A 15,991-nucleotide genomic window follows, 5' to 3' on the forward strand; every position below is an offset into this window, starting at 1 on the left:
AAGGGATGACCACCGTGACCAACGACCGGAACAGCATCCAAAGCACCACCTGCGCCCCCTGGTGCAGCCCCAAGCACTACCGGTTCTGCGGCTCGCCGATCTGCTGCGAGCACCTGCACACCCCGCAGGCCGTTGCCGCCCGCAACAACACCAAGGGCGGCAAGCGATGACCACCAAGACCGTCAGGACCACCGAGCACCGCGACGTGACCCCGGGCGAGCAGCCCTACGTCGACGGCAAGTTCGTCAGCTTCTGCTCGTGCGGCCAGGAGTTCTTCGGCGACGACGGCGACGACGCCGATTTCGCGCTGTACGGCCACCTGTTCCCCGAGGACGCCAACTAACCCCACCGGCCGGGGAGGCGCCGTGGTGAAGGACCACCAGACACCCACGGCGCTCCCCGCACCACAGGAAGGAGCCGACCATGACTTTGAGCTTGACTGACCTGTTCTGCGGCGCCGGTGGATCCAGCTCGGGCGCGATGCAGATCCCCGGGATCGACGTTCGGATCGCCGCGAACCACTGGGCGCTGGCGGTTGCCGTGCACAACCTGAACCACCCCAACACGGACCACTCCACCGCCGACCTGCACAAGGAGGACCCCCGGTTCTTCCCGCGCACCGACATTTTGTGGGCGTCGCCGGAGTGCACGAAGTGGTCCCAGGCCAACGGCAAGGCACTGCCCGCGATCGAGGAAGGGCTGTTCGAAGACCCACTGTCCAACGAGGCTGCGCAGCGCTCGCGGCTGCTGATGTTCGACGTGCTGAAGTTCGCCGAGCACCACCGCTACCGGGTGATGATCATCGAAAACGTCGTCGACATCGCCGTCCAGGACAAGTACCGGCTGGCCTGGCACGTGTGGCGACAAGACCTGATGAAGCTCGGCTACAAGTTCCGGGTTGTGTCGCTGAACTCGATGCACGCCCAGGCGTTCGGGCCGCCGGCGCCGCAGTCGCGCGACCGGATCTACATCGCCTGCTGGCTCGACGGGACACCGGCGCCGGACTTCGAGCAGATCCTGCGGCCCCAGGCGTACTGCACCCGGTGCGAGCAGATGGTGGAGTCGCAGCAGGCCTGGGCTCAGGGCAAGTCCGTGGGCCGGTACCGCCAGGCGTACCACTACGTGCACGCGGCCTGCGGCACCGTCGTCGAGCCGGGCTACCTGCCCGCCGCAGCGGCTATCGACTGGAGTGTTCCGGGGGAGCGGATCGGAGATCGGCTGAAGCCGAAGACCCGGGCCCGGATCGCCGCCGGGATCGCCCGCTACTGGGGAGCATTCCACTTAGAGGCCGCCGGGAACGCCTACGACGCTACGGACCCGAACCACCCGCGCTACGGCGACCCGGACGGCTACTACCGGACCTGGGGGATGGACGAGGTTCTCCGGACCCTGCACACCACCGTGTCGAAGGGGCTCGCGGTTCCGGTCGAGGGCCGTGACGGGAAGCAGGCCGACCCGATGTGGTGGCCGATGAGGACCCAGACGACCCGGGCCGAGACCGCGATGGTCACACCGTTCGTCGCGGAGCTGCGAGGTGGCGGGTCGGATGCCCGGTCGGTGATGCAGCCTGCGGCGACGTTCTGTGCCAGCGGCAACCACCACGGGCTCGTGACCCCGTCCGGCGGCTCGTGGAACGACGACGCCCGCCCCACCGACGAGGCGCTGCGGACCCTGACCACCCGAGAGGCGTACGCACTGGTCTCGCCGTACTACGGCAACGCCCAGTACGCGAAGCCCGCCGACGAGCCGATGGGCACCCTGACCACCGTCGACCGCTACGCCCTCGTGCACCGCAACAACACCGGCGGTGCGGAGATGACCACACCGATCACCGAGTACATGCGAACGCTCACCACCAAGGGCCACCAAGCGCTGATCCAGGCCGGGCCGCGTGGCGGGCGTCCGAAGGTCTCACCGGCTGATCTGAAGGAAGCCGAGGCGATGGTGCCGGAGTGCCTGTTCCGCATGTTCATGCCGCGCGAGGTCGCCGCCGGGATGGCGTTCGCACCGGACTACCGCTTCGACGTCCTCAACGAGAAGGGCAAGCCACCCAGCAACCGTGACCTGGTGAAGATGACCGGCAACGCCGTCACCCCACCCGCCGCCAGAGACATGATCGGCGCCGCCATCGCACCGCTCGGCTACGCCGCCTAACCACCCGAAAGGGGAGGGCCGCACAGCGTACCGGCGGCCCTCCCCACCACCCGAAACACCAGCAGGAGAAGGGGAAACGATGACCGAGACCACGGCGCCGGCCAACGAGCCGGACAACTTCGAGATGGCGGCGCAGGCGCTGACCCGGGCTATCCGGGCGATGAACGCAGACCAGCGACCCGGTGACGGGGGCGAGTTCCTCACGCGCCTGCTCGCCACCGTGGCCGCGAACCTCGGCAGCAGCGCGGCCGTGACAGCGAGTCGCCCCGGATCGTGGGAGGCCACCAGCGTGCAGCAGGTGCTCGCCAGCACCGTCGGCGAAGACGACCGGTACCTGCTCACATACCGCACCGAGCCGATCGAACTGATCGTCGACACCGTCGATTCCCTCGACGAGCTGGGGATCTACCAGACCTACGAAGCGAGCCTGAACCACATCGGGCAAGCCATATTCGGGAGACGGTGGAGCCCGGCACGTAGCCGCCTGACACTCGACGAGCTGGGGCAGATCGAGGACGTCATCGAACTACTCGCCGACCTCGAGCGCCGCGACCGCGCCGAGTACCAATTCCGGTTCACCACGACCGTGCTGGCCGGATTCGAGCAGCTGCGCGCCGACGAGCCCGACAGGTACCCCGCGCACCTGACCGTCACCGTCCGGTACGTCGACCACACCACGCACGCGACACCGCACCGCAGAGATCCCTGGGACACGCCCCTGATCGAGCGCCTGTACGAGTTCGGCCGGACGCACACCACGCTGCCCGGCAGCGAGACCCGGCCGCAGTGGGAGGGCCACGACCGGTTCGCCGGCGAGCTGCTCGCCGCCGGCCACTGGCCCCACATGCGCATCCCCGAACTCGCCCACCACGGCGTACCCACCACACCGAAGGACAACTGACCATGTACCAGCGCATCCCCATCGGAACGCTCATCACGACCTTCGACCAGGTGGAGGAGCTGAGCACCGACACCCTGTCCGTCGTGGTCATCGACCGCGACGGGACACTGTGGATCGTGTTCCAGAACGAAGACGGCGACGACTTCGCCATCACCGCGGAATGCCCCGACGAAGGCATCCCGGCCCAGCTCGGCTTCTGGGGACTGTGCGAGCGCGGCCCGCTGCGAGTGGTGTTCAACGGCGACACCAGCACCGAAGCGTGGGGCGGCCGGGAGCAGCACAATGAGGTGAAGCCATGACGATCAAGGTCCGGCTGCTCGGCGAACCCGACGAGATCAACGCGATGGTCGCGCACCTGCAGCAGGAGTTCGAGGTGACCGGCGGCGAGCGCAGCTACCCCAACCGTGGAGATTTCGGAGTCCGCGTCTACCTGGCGGTCCGGCCCCGCACCGCGACCACCAGCCCGCGTGTACGGGGCGAGTGTGTGCAGGACGAGGCGAAGGAGGTCGAGCCGTGAACACGAGCCCCAACACCACCAGGGGACGGTCTCGAGCTGCTACACCCGATCGGCTGGCGCGGGCAGCTCACTGGCACGCAGCACGTGGTCTGGCAGTTTTTCCACTGTCGCCCGGCAGCAAGATTCCGGCGGTCGAGGACTGGCCGCACGTCGCCACGACGGACCGGGACCAGATCACGCTGTGGTGGCGCGAGGCCGCGTACAACGTCGGCGTAGCGACCGGACCGTCTGGGCTGCTGGCCGTCGACCTCGACCAGCCCCGAACGCCGGACCAGGTCGCGCCGGCCACCGCACGCGGCGCCACCTGCGGGCGTGATGTTCTCGACCAGCTCGCGGAAGCTGCAGGTCAACGGCTCCCGAGGACGTGGAGCGTCACCACCCCCAGCGGCGGACAGCACCTGTACTTCCGGCGGCCCGACGGGACCGAGCTCGGCAACACCGCAGGGCGGCTCGGATGGAAGATCGACACCAGGGGAGTCGGCGGGTACGTCGTCGGAGCTGGATCGATGATCCAGGGCCAGCGCTACCGCGCCGACGTCATCCGCCGGCCCGCCCTGCTGCCGGACTGGATCGCCGTCAACCTCACACCACCACCGCCACCGGCCGAGAGCCCCAGCGCACCCCACAACGCCGACGCCTACGCCCTGGCCGCACTGTCGGGAGAACTCGACAACCTCCTGGACGCGACAGAAGGCCACCGCAACCACGCCCTGAACCGCGCCGCGTTCCTGCTCGGTCAACTGGTCGCCGGCGGCGCGCTCGACCAGGCGACCGTGCACGACGAACTCTTGTCTGCAGCCGAGCGCATCCGTCTCAGCCGCGCCGAAGCTGAACGCACCATCCGCTCCGGACTCCGGGGCGGCGCACAGCACCCCCGATCCAGGAAGACCGCCTAGAGCTTTCCGGACGTACGTGAGGGGCGGAACCGCGGCTACGCGGTTCCGCCCCTCAGCGGTTCGGCTGGCGAGACGCTGTCAGGCTGAGCGGTGCTCGACCGGGCTCACAGCGCTGGGCACCGTTCCCCGGCCTGCGGCCCAATCGATGACGTCGCGGACGCCCTCCAGGTACCCAGGCTGAGGAGGCATCGATGCGGACTTGTAGCCGTCAGGACACCGCTGGATCAGCGATCCCACCTCCGTCCGGACAGCATCGACCGCGGCCGGCGTCGCAGTCTCCACATCAACTCCAGGTACCTGGAGCGGTGGCCACATGCGCGTCCAGTCCGTAGGTGAGGGGCTTAGGCGCTGCTCGGCGCCGGTCAGCCAGCGGAAAGTTCCGACCGCACCGGAGGTGTAGTTCGTCTCCCACTCCCGCCCGTCGCTGCCCATCACCAGATGGGGCAACGCGGCCTCAGCCCGTCGCCAAACGTCCACAAACTCCGATGAACCGACCCGCACGTTGGCGAACGGCTCAACCACCCGTACCCGGTCAGTGATCTCCATACCACCAACGGTCCCAGACACCGCCGACAGTTTCTACGCTTTGAGCGAGTGTGCGGGGTACAGCAATCCCGGTATCGAACACCTGTTCGATTTGTGGCATCCTAAGGGCATGGCAGGACAACGCTTTGGTGTACGTCCCGGCGGCGCGGATGGCTTCGCTGTGTGGGATGCCTCAGTGAACGGCCAGCGCGGCAGCCGGGCAACCGAAGCCGAGGCGCGAGAGCTGGCGGCCGACCTGGAGCTGCAGTACGGCACACACGGTCCGCGTGACCCTAAGACCGTCCGGCGGCTGGCCGAGCCGGTCGCCGTCGATGTGTGGCAGCACGAAGCCGGCGTACTCGACGCGTGGGTGCAGGAGGGTGGGCAGTGGATCGGCCGCGTCAGGCTCGCGGATGGCGCGGTGAGCTGGGTCGGTCAGGACGAGCTGCGGCCCAGCGACGCCGCTGCCGGCGGTAGCGACCGCACAGGCGGTATGGCCTGATGCCCGGCCCGCTGCGCGAACCAGTGATCACGCTGGTCGGTGGTCTCGGCGACCGATGGGTGTTCTACGTGTCCGATTGGGAGGACCAGCGCCGAGCGGCCCAGAGCATGAGGCGAACGGCCAGCGAGTTCGCTGGCTGGCCGCTCGCGTACCGGCAGGAGTCGCCAGGGAGCAGCCGGTGGGTGTGGGCGGCGGGTGACCACTGGCCCAGGTCAAGCACATTGCACAACGCCGCCTAGTCCACCCAGTCAAAATCCGGTCGAAGGCACGCGCCGACGGCATCTCGCGTGCGCCGGAAACCGGCCACCGTACGGAGACGTCTCCGGCTGATCACCGCACGTACGCGGTCCGGTGACAATCCCGACAAGTGACGACGCACCCCTCGATCGGGGCGCATGCTGGCCTCATGGCTCGGCACTGTGGCAAGTGCGAAGGGGCGGATGTCCCTGAACACCACCGCCTGTGCCCGCGCCGCCGCCCGGGCCTGCGTGTAGGCAAGATCAAGGTCGTCGTCTGGCCGCCGTTCGGGCGGCGACCGGCGAAGCGGCGAGATTCCGATGCCTCCCCGGGCGCGACGGACTGACCCGGCCGGGGTCCGGCTGCCCGCGGACCTCACCGGTCCGGTCGAGGTGGAGTTAGCCAAGCTGGTCGGAGCGATCCCCGCCGAGTCGGCGCTGCCGGGCGGAAGCCGGTACGACGTGAAATGGGACGGCTACCTTCACTGAACTAGTCAAGGGGGAGCCTCGGCCGCGGTGCTCCTCCCGACCGACTCTGCGGCGTACGAGGCGGCGTCGATCGAAGTGGACCTCGTGTGCGCGGCCCGCCGAGCATGAATGCCGTTCTGGCGACGGTTTAAGGTCACATAGTACTATTCGTTTCCAAGTGCTCCCGCAGGGGACGTCTCCCTCCTGGCAATTGCGATAAATTTGCCGACGTCGGTTTCATTTATCGGCTGCTCAAGCTTGCCATCGCTGCGAAAACCGTACATGGCGAGCGGCTTGAACCCCGCACTCACCAGGAGCGATTCGACCCGTCCTGGCGAATAGTGGCGTTGGGCGTGTGGAGACGATGACCTGGTCCAAGTATTTTCGGAGGCTCGTTCAAAAATGTAGAGATCGGCCGATACCTCCCTTTCCGCAGCGTGATCGGGTCGAGAGTGTCCTTGCCAGACAAACATGACATCGTCCAGCGCGGTGACCTCTGCGGAGCTGTACCAGGTTCGGTAGGTCTTTAGAGTGTTGCAATCGAACACGTAGAGGCCGCCGGGGTTGAGGACCCGATAAGCGCTTTCGAATGCGGCAAGGACATCCTCTTCAGTGAGGAGGAAGTTCAGTGCGTCATCCATGCAATTGACTACGTCGAACCGCTCCTCGACCTCATCGAGCGCTCGCATGTCCGATGCGAAGAATCGAATCGATGTGGCCGAAGTCTTGCTATGAGCTATCGCCAACATGCTGGAACTGAGATCGCATCCTGTGACCTTGTAGCCTCGGGCGGCCATAGCGAGTGCGCTTTTCCCAGTTCCACAGGCTACGTCCAGCAATGATTTCCCGGGGGCGCCCCATTTGGTGAGCAGATCCGACAGAATAGTGCTCCACAGCTCGTAATTGTCAAACTGCGTGAACTGATCGTAGTAGGTTGCGAGAGGATCGAACGCGGCGAGAGCTTCCCGGGCGCTATCCATCCTTGGCGTTCTCGTTTGCTGTGGGGCTGCAAGTTCTGTCGCGGTCTTTTCTGTTTCCGCTCAATTGAAGGGCGCCAATCTCGTGCTGGTCGTCCAGTGCTGCGGCATCGATCCGGTCCAGGAAACGGCGGGTCGCGTCAGGAGCGCCGTGAGACTTCACATCGAAGTCGCAGGCTACCCAGCGCGCGGCGACGCTAGCTCGATCTGCGTACCCTCTTTGGACATCGCCGACTTGCCACCCGTCTCGGCCGGCATTCTCCCAGCAGCTGTACAGTCCGCCGTCGCCGTTGATCACGGCACCGCGGCCGCCGCCGACTGTTGAGCAGTACGGGCAGACGCTCAGGGGTTGTGAAGGCGGGATGCGCATGCCCATGGCGATCGCGCGACGGTTGACCGCGATGAACCTGTCGGCGAGGTCGTCGTCGTGGCGTACGTCGTTCTCGTACCCGAGTCCGGTGTCGTCGATGAGAGCCAGGTGAAAGCTCACCTTCCTCGCGACGGCGGCGATCGACGACAGATCATCGATGAGTCGGTCGAGGTGACCGACGGTACGATGCGAGACGTTGACTCGGAAGTTCCATGCGAGGTTGGGAAGCTTTTCAGCGGCTACCCGGACATTGCGCAAAATGGTTGCGTAGGTCGGCCGACCGTTGCGCGTCACCCGAATTTGATCATGCGCTTGCTGCGCACCGTCGAAGGTGATCTGCACCCGACGAAGACCCGCTTCGTGCAGCGCGCGGGCTGTCGGCAACGTCAGCAGCACGCCGTTGGTGACGATCTCGGCGTCGGCCAGGCCGAGCCCCGTCATCCCTTCGAGCACGCGAACGCAGCCCTCGATGTTGAGCAGCGGCTCACCACCGAACAGCAAGACGCTCACGGTCGACAAGCCGGCGGCGTTCTGCTGCCGACGCACGAACGCAACCGTGGCATCGACAAGATCTCGGTCCAACGCGGCATTCTTGATACGCGGCGGCGCGAACGACCCGGGGTCGGGCGCGGCCGTGTTTTGGAAGCAGTAGGCGCAACCAAGGTTGCAGGCGGTCGCTGTTAGCACCGTCACGGCGTAGTTGTCCGGCCGGTGCAGGCGATAGAAGTCGCCGGCGTCCAGCGCCGCCGCAGCTTGGGGGGCGAGGCGTCTGCGCCGGACCTGGTCGGTGTATCGGGCGTTGTCGAGAGAGCCGACCCCGGATTCGAGGTTGACATTGTCGGTCTCTACGAGGGGGATCACTGCCGTGAGAGGCAGGCGCGCAACCTTGGTGTCGTACATCGCCCACCAGCATCCCCGGCCATCGACCAACCGAAGAGAAAGAGTCATAAGACGAGCCGCCTTCTGGGCAGGGTGCAGCACAAGACATACTTCTGCCGTGGCCGGCGACGGCAATTCCAGTGCCGTCGCCGGCCCGCTCGATCACTGCTGACAGCAGTGTGAGATCACTTCGACGCGCTCGGGTCAGCCCTTGAGCCCGCAGTTGTCACGCTCGTCCAGCTCGAAGATCTCGACCGCCATACCACTCACCTCCTTCCGTCTCAGTAACGGATGGAACACGCGCAGTCTGTCATGCAAGATCAATTGCGCAATAGATCTAGCGCAACTATTCCTGAGCTTTGCACCTTTGGGCAGAGGCATCAGGCCATACTCAGGAGCAGGTCCAACTGATGTTCAGGATCTATTGCGCAAGTTATCTTGCGGACTTACTGTGGTGGTGTGGCAAGCGATGATGATCGGATCAGGGACATTGAGCCGCTGCGGGCGTTCGCGAACCCGCTGCGGCTGCGTCTGTACTACGCGCTCACCGCTGAGGGGGTGGCGACGGCGACAAGGCTCGCAGCGATCGTTGAGCAGCCCTCCTCGTTGGTGAGCTATCACCTGCACAAGTTGGCTGAGTACGGCTTCATCGAGGAGGCCGAAGGTCACAGTTCGGACGGTCGTGAGCGCTGGTGGCGCAAGGTTCGAGCGCTGACATGGCAGCCGACGGATTTCACCGGACAGCCGGCCGAGCGGGCAGTGTCGGCGTCTCTTCGACATGCCTTGGCCAATCACCAGTCGACCCGGCTTCGGCAGTACCTCGACGAGGAAGACAGGGACGTGTGGCCGCGGGAATGGGCTGCCGCGGCCTTCTCAAGCGACACATTGCTACAACTCACGCCGTCAGAGATGGCCGACTTCGAGACGGCACTTCAAGAGGTTGTCATCCGGTTCGCCAAGTTGCGAGACAACCAGTCCGATACCGGGCAGTCCGCACGCGCTGAACGAGTTGAATCTGCCAGCGGCGAGGATGGATCTCCTGCCGAGCGCACACCGGTGATGTTCTTCATGCACGCCTTCCCGTTCCGGCCGTAGGAGGCGAATCGTGGACGTCACACCGCCGCCGTTGAGGGACGGCAATGTCTATCGCTGGCTTGGTGGCCTCGCGTTGTCACTGGTCGCCGATCAGGTCTACTTCGTGGCCTTCGCGTGGGCGACTGTGCGCTCGGTCGAGCCAGCCATGGTCGGTGTGGTGATTGGCGCGGGAGCGCTACCCCGAGCGCTCCTGATGCTGCTCGGAGGTGTTCTGGTCGATCGCTGGTCTCCCAAGGCGGTGATCATCGTCAGCAATCTGGGCCGCACAGCCGTCATGTTCGCGGGTGCGGCGGCGGCCTTCCTGACCTCGTCTGGTCTGACCCTCCCGGCTCTGATTGCGGTCGCCCTCTTGTTCGGCGCAATCGACGCGATGTTCTGGCCCGCGGCTGATTCGCTTCCACCACGCGTCGTGGAACGTCAGCACCTCGTCCGACTGCAGGGCGTACGGTCAATCACCTACAGAGGTGCAGCGATCCTCGGTGCACCGCTCGGTGCAATCTTGCTGACCGTTGTTCCGGTCGGCGGGGTCTTCCTCGCGGTCGGAGCGACCACGCTCCTGTCCGCGCTCGTTATGGCCACGGTCAAGTTACGCGTCGTTTCCGGCGAACCGGCCAGCACTGAATCGGTGGCCCGGGCCCTCGCCGAAGGCGTCCGCTACGTCATCTCGCGGCCGCTGACACGCAGTGTCCTGCTGGTCGCCGCAGTCGTTGAGGTCGCCTTCACTGGCGTCTTCAACGTCGGCGTGCCACTGCTGGCGAACGCCCGCGACTGGGGACCTGACGGTATCGGCTGGGTAATGGGAGGCTTCGGCATCGGTGCTGGGTGCAGCGCGCTCCTGCTGATCGTGCTCGGCACCATCCCACGCGCGGGAGCGGCACTCATCGCAAGTATCGGCGTACAAGCTGCCGCACTCGGAGCCTTCACTTTGACTGACAGCCTTGCGATCTGCACCGCGGCGGCCGCGATCGTCGGCATCTGCTCTGGTCTGATCGGCGGTGTGATCGGCAGCCTGCTGCAAACCACCACGCCAGTGAGGTACCTCGGTCGTGCAATGAGCTTGATGAACCTGGTCAGCTTCGGTCTCACACCAATCGCGTACGTCGCTACTGGCTTGATCAGCAGCCAGATTGGAATCGCCGCAACTTTCCTCGGAGCAGCCATCGTCACGGGCGCCGCAACTGTCGTAGCAGTCGCTAGCAAGACCCTGCGAGCAGCACAACTTCCGGCCATTACGACCGTGGACGACGAACCGCCTGTGGCGGAAACCACCTCGACCATCTCGCCGAGGCCCTGAATCCCAACCATCAGAGTCACCACCGACAAGGAGCGCCAAAATGAGTGGAGCGCCTAACCACCTGGACATGCCGACAGTGGCTGCCCTGGACGACCTCATCGGTCCGGCCGGCTTCGGAGCACTGGATCGCGGACACCGGGCTGGAACCTACGCCCTCGCAGCAGGCAAGGCCGGTCGGTTCAGCAATCTGTTGTCCTGGCCGGACTTGAACGAAATCGTGCGGCGACAACGCGTCTCCAACCCGCGGCTCGATCTCAGCCTCGACGGCGAAGTGCTGCAGCCAAGTGTCTACACCAGGCAGGTAGCCACGGCGCGGGGAAGCCTGGCTCAGCTCGACGCCACCAAACTTGCGCTGCAGTTGCGGCGAGGAGCGACGCTGGTTCTCAATTCGATCGATCAGGAGCACCCGCCGATCCGAAGTGTCCGGCAAGGCCTTGAGCAAGCATTCGCGACGCACGTCTCGGTGAACTGCTATGTCAGTTGGGGAACCACACACGGATTCGATCTGCACTGGGACGACCATGACACCGTGATCTTCCAGATCAACGGCCGCAAACGGTGGCAGATCCATCAACCAACTCGGGAGTGGCCGCTACACGACGATCTCGAGCAGCCTTTACGCCCTACCACTCAGCCAGCGGAAGATCTCTTGCTCACCGACGGGGATGTTCAATACGTGCCACGCGGCTGGTGGCACGACGTAACCGCAGTCGGTGAGCCGTCCGTGCACCTGACCTTTTCGCTACTCGCCCCCACCGGCGCGGACGTCCTGGGATGGCTTGTCCACCAGGCCAAGGAGGCCGCACTCACTCGGCAAAACCTGCCCAGCCTCGAAAGTCAGCAAGAGCGGGAGGCCTACGCTGCAGCGCTCCGCAACGCGCTCGACAGCCACATCACCGCCGAGCATCTCAAACGGTACGTAGACGAACTGGAGTACAACAGCAGCCTGGACCCCGCACCCAGCTTCCCGCTGATCGACCCAGCCACCCAAGAGATCGCCCAGGAAACCCGCGTCGGGCTCGCCACCGGGCGCGCGAAGCGGTCAACCGACGGCAGCGGGGTTGCGCTTCGGATCGCCGGGCGAACCAAGAACTATCCGGCCTCCACCTCCGGGTTTATCGACTCGCTGATCAGCGGAGCTCGTCCCCAACTCGACAAGTTCGCAGACAGAGCGGAGCGATCAGAGATCGAGGCCGCAACTCGTGACTTGTGGCAGGACGGCGTGGTGACGCTGACTAATCCTGGCCAGGACCGAGTAGTCGAGGAGCAAACAACACCGCCAACAGAGTTGGCGGACCAGCCATTCGACCAAGTCCCCGGCTCGAACCTGCCTGAGCAAGCGCTCGGCTCGGCCGGCGAACAGTCCGGATTTCAACGTCGCGTCGAAGAGCACGATGTCCGCCTCCTTTTCGGCCCTTGAGCCATGGGCCCCACCGGGACGGCCGAGGCCCCGGCATCCGTCGCCGTACCAAATCAGCACCATTGGAGTCGGGGCGGCAAGAGCCGCTGGGGACCGTCCGGCCGTGGTGGTCGAGGTCGCCCCCAGGCCACATTGCCGGTAGGCCCTACCTGGTCAAGACGCGGTCACCCCGGGTCCTGGGGCACGGAGTTGGCCTCGAGCCGGCGCTGCCGCAGATGCTTCAGCGATTCCTCCAAGGCAGCAACTTCCCCGAGCCACGCCCGTTCCTTGGCTTCGGCCAGGCGCGCGGTGGCGTTGCTGGTCATCTCTTCGATCCGGGGCAGCTGGGCGGGATCGACGCGCAGGAACCGGCATCTGCTGCAGGCGTGCTCGTGGACGCACGGGGTGCCGTAGGGGCGGTGACAGTCGCCGAGCGCGACCTTGCGGAGCAGGAAGTGGTCCTCGAACTCGGCCCACTCCTCGCCGGTGGCCGACCGGAGCTCGGCGAACGGTCTGGTCTCGCGGCGGCGTTCGATGAAGTGCTGGTGGGCCGCCATGACCTGTTCGGGGAAGACTGCGGTGTAGCCGCGGGTGGTGTCGAGGCTCAAGTGCCCGAGCAGCGTGGCGGCGATGTGGAGCGGCAGCCCGGTGGAGACCATCTCGGTCGCGAACAGGCGCCGGAAGTCGTGCGGGGTGAAGTGGACCGGCTGGCCGGCGCGAGTGGCTGAAAGTGAATTCTGTTGGGGTGGCTGGTGCACCGCCACGTCTCCGGGGCTGTGTTGCGCTGGTCAGGTGGCTGATGTCGCGGTGGCAGCTGTGCGCGACAGGTGTCGCGGACGTGTGGTGGCCTGATGGTGCATCTGCAGGTGGGGCTGGTTGGGCCGGTGGACTTCGAGCTGGCGCAGCCGGTGGAGGCGCTGCCTGTGGAGTAGGCGCCGCCGGGCGGGTTGAGGTATCAAACGAAGTGGGATGGCTTCCTTCCCTGAACTAGGAGAGCGTCTTACGGAGCAGTGTGGCCACCTCCCCGCCTCCGGTTGGGACGAGTTCGTCGATCTCCCAGCCGCAGGCTTGGTAGAAGGCGATGGCCTCTCCTCCGGTGGCTACGTAGACGCTGGCGGCGCCAAGGTGGGCGGCGTGATGTTCCAGATGGGTTAGCAGAACGGCTCCGACCCCAGCTCGACGGTAGGCCGGCGCGACAATGGTGCCCACGATCCATGGGCCGCGGTCACGCCGTTGGCGAAGGTCATGGCTGGCAAGTCCGACGCCGCCGAGCAGAATGTCGCCGTGAGAGGCGACAAAGGTGACCGGCAGGCTGTCACGTCCCGCTTCCCGCGCGGTAATCGCGACCCAGTCCGTGAGCCTTTCACGTCCTGGTTCGGGTCCCCATTCCTGGAACCGAAGTGCGGCCAGCGGTTCGATGAAGTCGGATTGATCTGCCAGCAGGGCCACGTGGGCTTTAAAGTCGGGCATAGCCCGATTGTGACCAAGAGCTAAGCGAGTGGCTACGAGATATTGGCGCTCGCCGCATCCAGCGTCCGCTGAGCAGGACCACTCAGACCGAGCTGGGCGATCTGGGCGAGTTCAGCCAACACCGTCCAGTACCGCACGCCCGACGGCAACCGAACCACAAACGTTCGCACCCCGGCCTCCAGCCCATCGGCATACAGATTCGAGCGCCAACCGTAGATCCGCGCCTGCTGCCGCGTGTGTGCTCCAAGAGGGGGTGTCGTACGCCAGGCGAAATCCCGTCCCAGTGCGACAGCGCACGACACCAAATCCAACCCGTTAAAAGGTCAAGCGCAGAGACTCCGTCGAGGTGATCGTCGGCGGCGTCATCGGACCCATCGACCGGCCGGAGGTCGTGATCGCCGGACGATACCGCGCCGGAGAGCTGCTGATGGTCGGCCGTACGGTTCCACTCGACAACGACCAGTCCCGCCAGCTCGGTGCCGTCCTGCGCGCAGCCAGGCGTGGACATCCGTGGCCTGACGAGATCGCGTCAGTTCGTTGGGGTGGCAAGGACTCCAAGAGGCCGTTGACGAAGGTACGCCCAGACGTCGTGGTGGAAGTCCTCGCCGACGCCGCGATGCAAGCCGGCCAATGGCGGCACGGGCTGCGCTACGTCCGGTACCGAGCAGAGTTGCAGTCGGAGGACGTTCCAACACTGCCAGGTACCGCTGCTGACGTGTGATGGAATCGTCGAGACTCGCCCCAAGAGTAGTTGCAAGCGTTGGGGCGGCCGGTTGCCTCTAGCCACGACGCATCAATGTTGTGTTAGATGCAACCGTGTCCGATGCGGGAAGAGGGCTCCCTGGAGCCGCGAGTCTGGTGCTGGTGGAGGGACTTGGGCTGCTGCAGCCTGAGTCGGCAGTGCTGAAAGCGCGATGATCGAGGGATGGGAGCGTCAGCAGCGCGTTCGGTTCCTGAAGGCCGATACCTTGCGGCGGCGTCGGCGGATGGTCGAGCGGCTGGTGGAGTTCTCCGGCCTCTACCCGTGGCAGTGGACGGCGGCCGAGGTCGAGGCGTTCGTTGACCACATGCGGTCGGGGTCCGCGCCTATCGTCGCGTCGACCGCGCGGAACTATCTGGTGGATCTGCGGGTGTTCCTGGAGTACGTGACCGACCCCCGCTACGGGTGGGCGGAGGTGTGCATTGAGCGCTTCGGGCAGGCCGCCTCAGCAAGTCCTGAACGAGTGGAACACCATCGCCCACGTCAGCGAATACGAAGGTTCGCCGGGGCGCCGGCCTTTGACGTATGAGGAGGTGCAGCGGCTGTTCGACGCGGCCGACGACATGGTCGACCGGGCGGCCTCGAGCGGTCGCAAGGGCCTGCTCGGTGCACAACGAGACTCCGCTGCGCTGAAGACGATCTACGCGTTCGGGCTGCGGCGCCGCGAGGCCTGGGGCCTGGACCTGCCGGACCTGCGGCGGAACCCGAAGGTGGCCGAGTACGGGGCGTTTGGCGGGTTGTTCGTGCGGTGGGGCAAGTCGTCGCGCGGCAGCCAGCCCAAGCGTCGCACCGTGTTGTTGACGCCGGAGATGGACTGGATCGTCCCGGTGCTCCAGCAATGGGTCGATGAACTGCGGCCGCGGTTCGATCCGGGCGCGTTGCCGGCGATGTGGGTCACCGAGCGGCGCAGCAGGTTGTCGATACGCGGCTTGAACTCCGCATTCGCGGCCGCGCGTGATCTGGCCGGGCTGGATCCCGTGCTGGATCTGCACAGCTTGCGGCATTCCTACGTGACGCACCTGGTGGAGTTCGACTATCCGGAACGGTTCGTGCAGGAACAGGTCGGCCACGCCTACGCCAGTACGACCGCGATCTACACCAGCGTGTCCGATGCCTACCGCAACACCCTGCTGCGACGATCGCTGATCGGGCGGCACCCAGATCTGTGGAACGACGACATCGACAGCGAGGCCGAGCGATGAACAAGAAGATGGGCATCGAGTGGAATCTACGGCTGCGGATGGCCGAGCAGGGCCTGTTCTCCACCAGCGACCTCGTTCCTTTGCTGGCCGAACGTGGCATCCACCTGTCCCGCGAGCAGGTCTATCGCTTGGTGACCTCGACACCGCAGCGCCTCAGCACCGACGTGCTGGCTGCGTTGTGCGACATCCTGGGCTGCACTCCTAATGACCTGATCACGGTGGCTGTCGTCAACCAGCAGGTCGCCAAGCCCGCCCGCAGCGGGGGCACGGCGACCGGCCGGGACGCGGCGGCGCGGCGCACGACGATCCGGCGCCCGGACCCCGGGAGGTGACCGGCCCCAATCGG

20 protein-coding genes are annotated in these 15,991 nt (G+C 65.8%); 15 read left to right on the forward strand and 5 right to left on the reverse strand.

The window, feature by feature from the left end; genetic code table 11:
• Positions 1–14: 14 nt before the first annotated feature.
• The 9 genes from ACYVIO_RS19930 (at position 15) to ACYVIO_RS19970 (ending at position 6,220) form a co-directional block, all read left to right on the forward strand.
• Positions 15–170, forward strand: a complete 156-nt coding sequence (locus ACYVIO_RS19930) for a hypothetical protein (RefSeq protein WP_460652336.1) — start codon at positions 15–17, stop codon at positions 168–170.
• Complete coding sequence (locus ACYVIO_RS19935; protein WP_460652337.1) at positions 167–343, forward strand: hypothetical protein; 177 nt, start codon at positions 167–169, stop codon at positions 341–343. The genes ACYVIO_RS19930 and ACYVIO_RS19935 overlap by 4 nt, the downstream gene beginning before the upstream one ends.
• Before the next feature lie 80 nt (positions 344–423).
• Positions 424–2,154, forward strand: a complete 1,731-nt coding sequence (locus ACYVIO_RS19940; protein WP_460652338.1) for a DNA cytosine methyltransferase — start codon at positions 424–426, stop codon at positions 2,152–2,154.
• Between the two features lie 79 nt (positions 2,155–2,233).
• Positions 2,234–3,055 carry a hypothetical protein gene (locus ACYVIO_RS19945; RefSeq protein ID WP_460652339.1) on the forward strand — a complete coding sequence of 274 codons (822 nt, stop codon included), beginning with the start codon at positions 2,234–2,236 and terminating at the stop codon, positions 3,053–3,055.
• A gap of 2 nt (positions 3,056–3,057) precedes the next feature.
• Positions 3,058–3,354 carry a hypothetical protein gene (locus ACYVIO_RS19950; RefSeq protein ID WP_460652340.1) on the forward strand — a complete coding sequence of 99 codons (297 nt, stop codon included), beginning with the start codon at positions 3,058–3,060 and terminating at the stop codon, positions 3,352–3,354.
• Positions 3,351–3,572, forward strand: coding sequence for a hypothetical protein (locus ACYVIO_RS19955; protein ID WP_460652341.1), 222 nt, complete (start codon positions 3,351–3,353; stop codon positions 3,570–3,572). Before ACYVIO_RS19950 ends, ACYVIO_RS19955 begins: the two co-directional genes overlap by 4 nt.
• Positions 3,569–4,468 carry a bifunctional DNA primase/polymerase gene (locus tag ACYVIO_RS19960; RefSeq protein WP_460652342.1) on the forward strand — a complete coding sequence of 300 codons (900 nt, stop codon included), beginning with the start codon at positions 3,569–3,571 and terminating at the stop codon, positions 4,466–4,468. Before ACYVIO_RS19955 ends, ACYVIO_RS19960 begins: the two co-directional genes overlap by 4 nt.
• A 721-nt stretch (positions 4,469–5,189) precedes the next feature.
• Positions 5,190–5,495 carry a hypothetical protein gene (locus ACYVIO_RS19965; protein WP_460652343.1) on the forward strand — a complete coding sequence of 102 codons (306 nt, stop codon included), beginning with the start codon at positions 5,190–5,192 and terminating at the stop codon, positions 5,493–5,495.
• A gap of 557 nt (positions 5,496–6,052) precedes the next feature.
• Positions 6,053–6,220, forward strand: coding sequence for a hypothetical protein (locus ACYVIO_RS19970; protein WP_460652344.1), 168 nt, complete (start codon positions 6,053–6,055; stop codon positions 6,218–6,220).
• Positions 6,221–6,363: 143 nt separating this feature from the next.
• Here the strand turns inward: ACYVIO_RS19970 and ACYVIO_RS19975 are convergent, their stop codons facing one another.
• Positions 6,364–7,179, reverse strand: coding sequence for a class I SAM-dependent DNA methyltransferase (locus ACYVIO_RS19975; protein ID WP_460652345.1), 816 nt, complete (start codon positions 7,177–7,179; stop codon positions 6,364–6,366).
• On the reverse strand, positions 7,172–8,446 hold the full coding sequence (locus ACYVIO_RS19980; protein ID WP_460652346.1) for a radical SAM protein: 1,275 nt from the start codon (positions 8,444–8,446) through the stop codon (positions 7,172–7,174). The genes ACYVIO_RS19975 and ACYVIO_RS19980 overlap by 8 nt, the downstream gene beginning before the upstream one ends.
• 438 nt (positions 8,447–8,884) lie before the next feature.
• On the opposite strand from ACYVIO_RS19980, the gene ACYVIO_RS19985 reads away from it, so the two are divergent.
• From ACYVIO_RS19985 to ACYVIO_RS19995, 3 genes are read left to right on the forward strand one after another with little or no spacing between them, the layout of a single operon-like run.
• Positions 8,885–9,520 (forward strand): helix-turn-helix domain-containing protein, encoded by a 636-nt coding sequence (locus tag ACYVIO_RS19985; protein WP_460652347.1) that lies wholly within the window; start codon positions 8,885–8,887, stop codon positions 9,518–9,520.
• Positions 9,521–9,530: 10 nt separating this feature from the next.
• Positions 9,531–10,814 (forward strand): MFS transporter, encoded by a 1,284-nt coding sequence (locus ACYVIO_RS19990; protein WP_460652348.1) that lies wholly within the window; start codon positions 9,531–9,533, stop codon positions 10,812–10,814.
• 40 nt (positions 10,815–10,854) lie between these two features.
• The gene (locus tag ACYVIO_RS19995; protein ID WP_460652349.1) at positions 10,855–12,234 is read left to right on the forward strand and encodes a JmjC domain-containing protein; all 1,380 of its coding nucleotides are present in this window, start codon (positions 10,855–10,857) and stop codon (positions 12,232–12,234) included.
• Positions 12,235–12,398: 164 nt separating this feature from the next.
• Here the strand turns inward: ACYVIO_RS19995 and ACYVIO_RS20000 are convergent, their stop codons facing one another.
• From ACYVIO_RS20000 to ACYVIO_RS20010, 3 genes are all read right to left on the reverse strand, one after another.
• Positions 12,399–12,977 carry a tyrosine-type recombinase/integrase gene (locus tag ACYVIO_RS20000; RefSeq protein WP_460652350.1) on the reverse strand — a complete coding sequence of 193 codons (579 nt, stop codon included), beginning with the start codon at positions 12,975–12,977 and terminating at the stop codon, positions 12,399–12,401.
• A 223-nt stretch (positions 12,978–13,200) separates the two neighbouring features.
• Positions 13,201–13,683, reverse strand: a complete 483-nt coding sequence (locus tag ACYVIO_RS20005) for a GNAT family N-acetyltransferase (protein ID WP_460652351.1) — start codon at positions 13,681–13,683, stop codon at positions 13,201–13,203.
• Positions 13,684–13,715: 32 nt separating this feature from the next.
• Positions 13,716–13,853, reverse strand: coding sequence for a hypothetical protein (locus ACYVIO_RS20010; RefSeq protein ID WP_460652352.1), 138 nt, complete (start codon positions 13,851–13,853; stop codon positions 13,716–13,718).
• 176 nt (positions 13,854–14,029) lie between these two features.
• On the opposite strand from ACYVIO_RS20010, the gene ACYVIO_RS20015 reads away from it, so the two are divergent.
• The 3 genes from ACYVIO_RS20015 (at position 14,030) to ACYVIO_RS20025 (ending at position 15,977) form a co-directional block, all read left to right on the forward strand.
• Positions 14,030–14,404 carry a hypothetical protein gene (locus ACYVIO_RS20015; RefSeq protein WP_460652353.1) on the forward strand — a complete coding sequence of 125 codons (375 nt, stop codon included), beginning with the start codon at positions 14,030–14,032 and terminating at the stop codon, positions 14,402–14,404.
• Positions 14,405–14,865: 461 nt separating this feature from the next.
• On the forward strand, positions 14,866–15,645 hold the full coding sequence (locus tag ACYVIO_RS20020; protein WP_460652354.1) for a tyrosine-type recombinase/integrase: 780 nt from the start codon (positions 14,866–14,868) through the stop codon (positions 15,643–15,645).
• Positions 15,642–15,977, forward strand: a complete 336-nt coding sequence (locus tag ACYVIO_RS20025) for a helix-turn-helix domain-containing protein (RefSeq protein WP_460652355.1) — start codon at positions 15,642–15,644, stop codon at positions 15,975–15,977. The genes ACYVIO_RS20020 and ACYVIO_RS20025 overlap by 4 nt, the downstream gene beginning before the upstream one ends.
• Positions 15,978–15,991 lie beyond the last annotated feature (14 nt).

This window comes from Kribbella endophytica, from assembly GCF_054781295.1.

Excerpts from the sequence above, each read along its gene's own strand:
- ACYVIO_RS19980 (WP_460652346.1), bottom strand. The coding sequence starts at position 8,446 with ATGTACGACACCAAGGTTGCGCGCCTGCCTCTCACGGCAGTGATCCCC.
- ACYVIO_RS19975 (WP_460652345.1), bottom strand. The coding sequence starts at position 7,179 with ATGGATAGCGCCCGGGAAGCTCTCGCCGCGTTCGATCCTCTCGCAACC.
- ACYVIO_RS19940 (WP_460652338.1), top strand. The coding sequence starts at position 424 with ATGACTTTGAGCTTGACTGACCTGTTCTGCGGCGCCGGTGGATCCAGC.
- ACYVIO_RS20025 (WP_460652355.1), top strand. The coding sequence starts at position 15,642 with ATGAACAAGAAGATGGGCATCGAGTGGAATCTACGGCTGCGGATGGCC.
- ACYVIO_RS19935 (WP_460652337.1), top strand. The coding sequence starts at position 167 with ATGACCACCAAGACCGTCAGGACCACCGAGCACCGCGACGTGACCCCG.
- ACYVIO_RS19945 (WP_460652339.1), top strand. The coding sequence starts at position 2,234 with ATGACCGAGACCACGGCGCCGGCCAACGAGCCGGACAACTTCGAGATG.
- ACYVIO_RS19955 (WP_460652341.1), top strand. The coding sequence starts at position 3,351 with ATGACGATCAAGGTCCGGCTGCTCGGCGAACCCGACGAGATCAACGCG.
- ACYVIO_RS19995 (WP_460652349.1), top strand. The coding sequence starts at position 10,855 with ATGAGTGGAGCGCCTAACCACCTGGACATGCCGACAGTGGCTGCCCTG.
- ACYVIO_RS19970 (WP_460652344.1), top strand. The coding sequence starts at position 6,053 with ATGCCTCCCCGGGCGCGACGGACTGACCCGGCCGGGGTCCGGCTGCCC.
- ACYVIO_RS20005 (WP_460652351.1), bottom strand. The coding sequence starts at position 13,683 with ATGCCCGACTTTAAAGCCCACGTGGCCCTGCTGGCAGATCAATCCGAC.
- ACYVIO_RS19950 (WP_460652340.1), top strand. The coding sequence starts at position 3,058 with ATGTACCAGCGCATCCCCATCGGAACGCTCATCACGACCTTCGACCAG.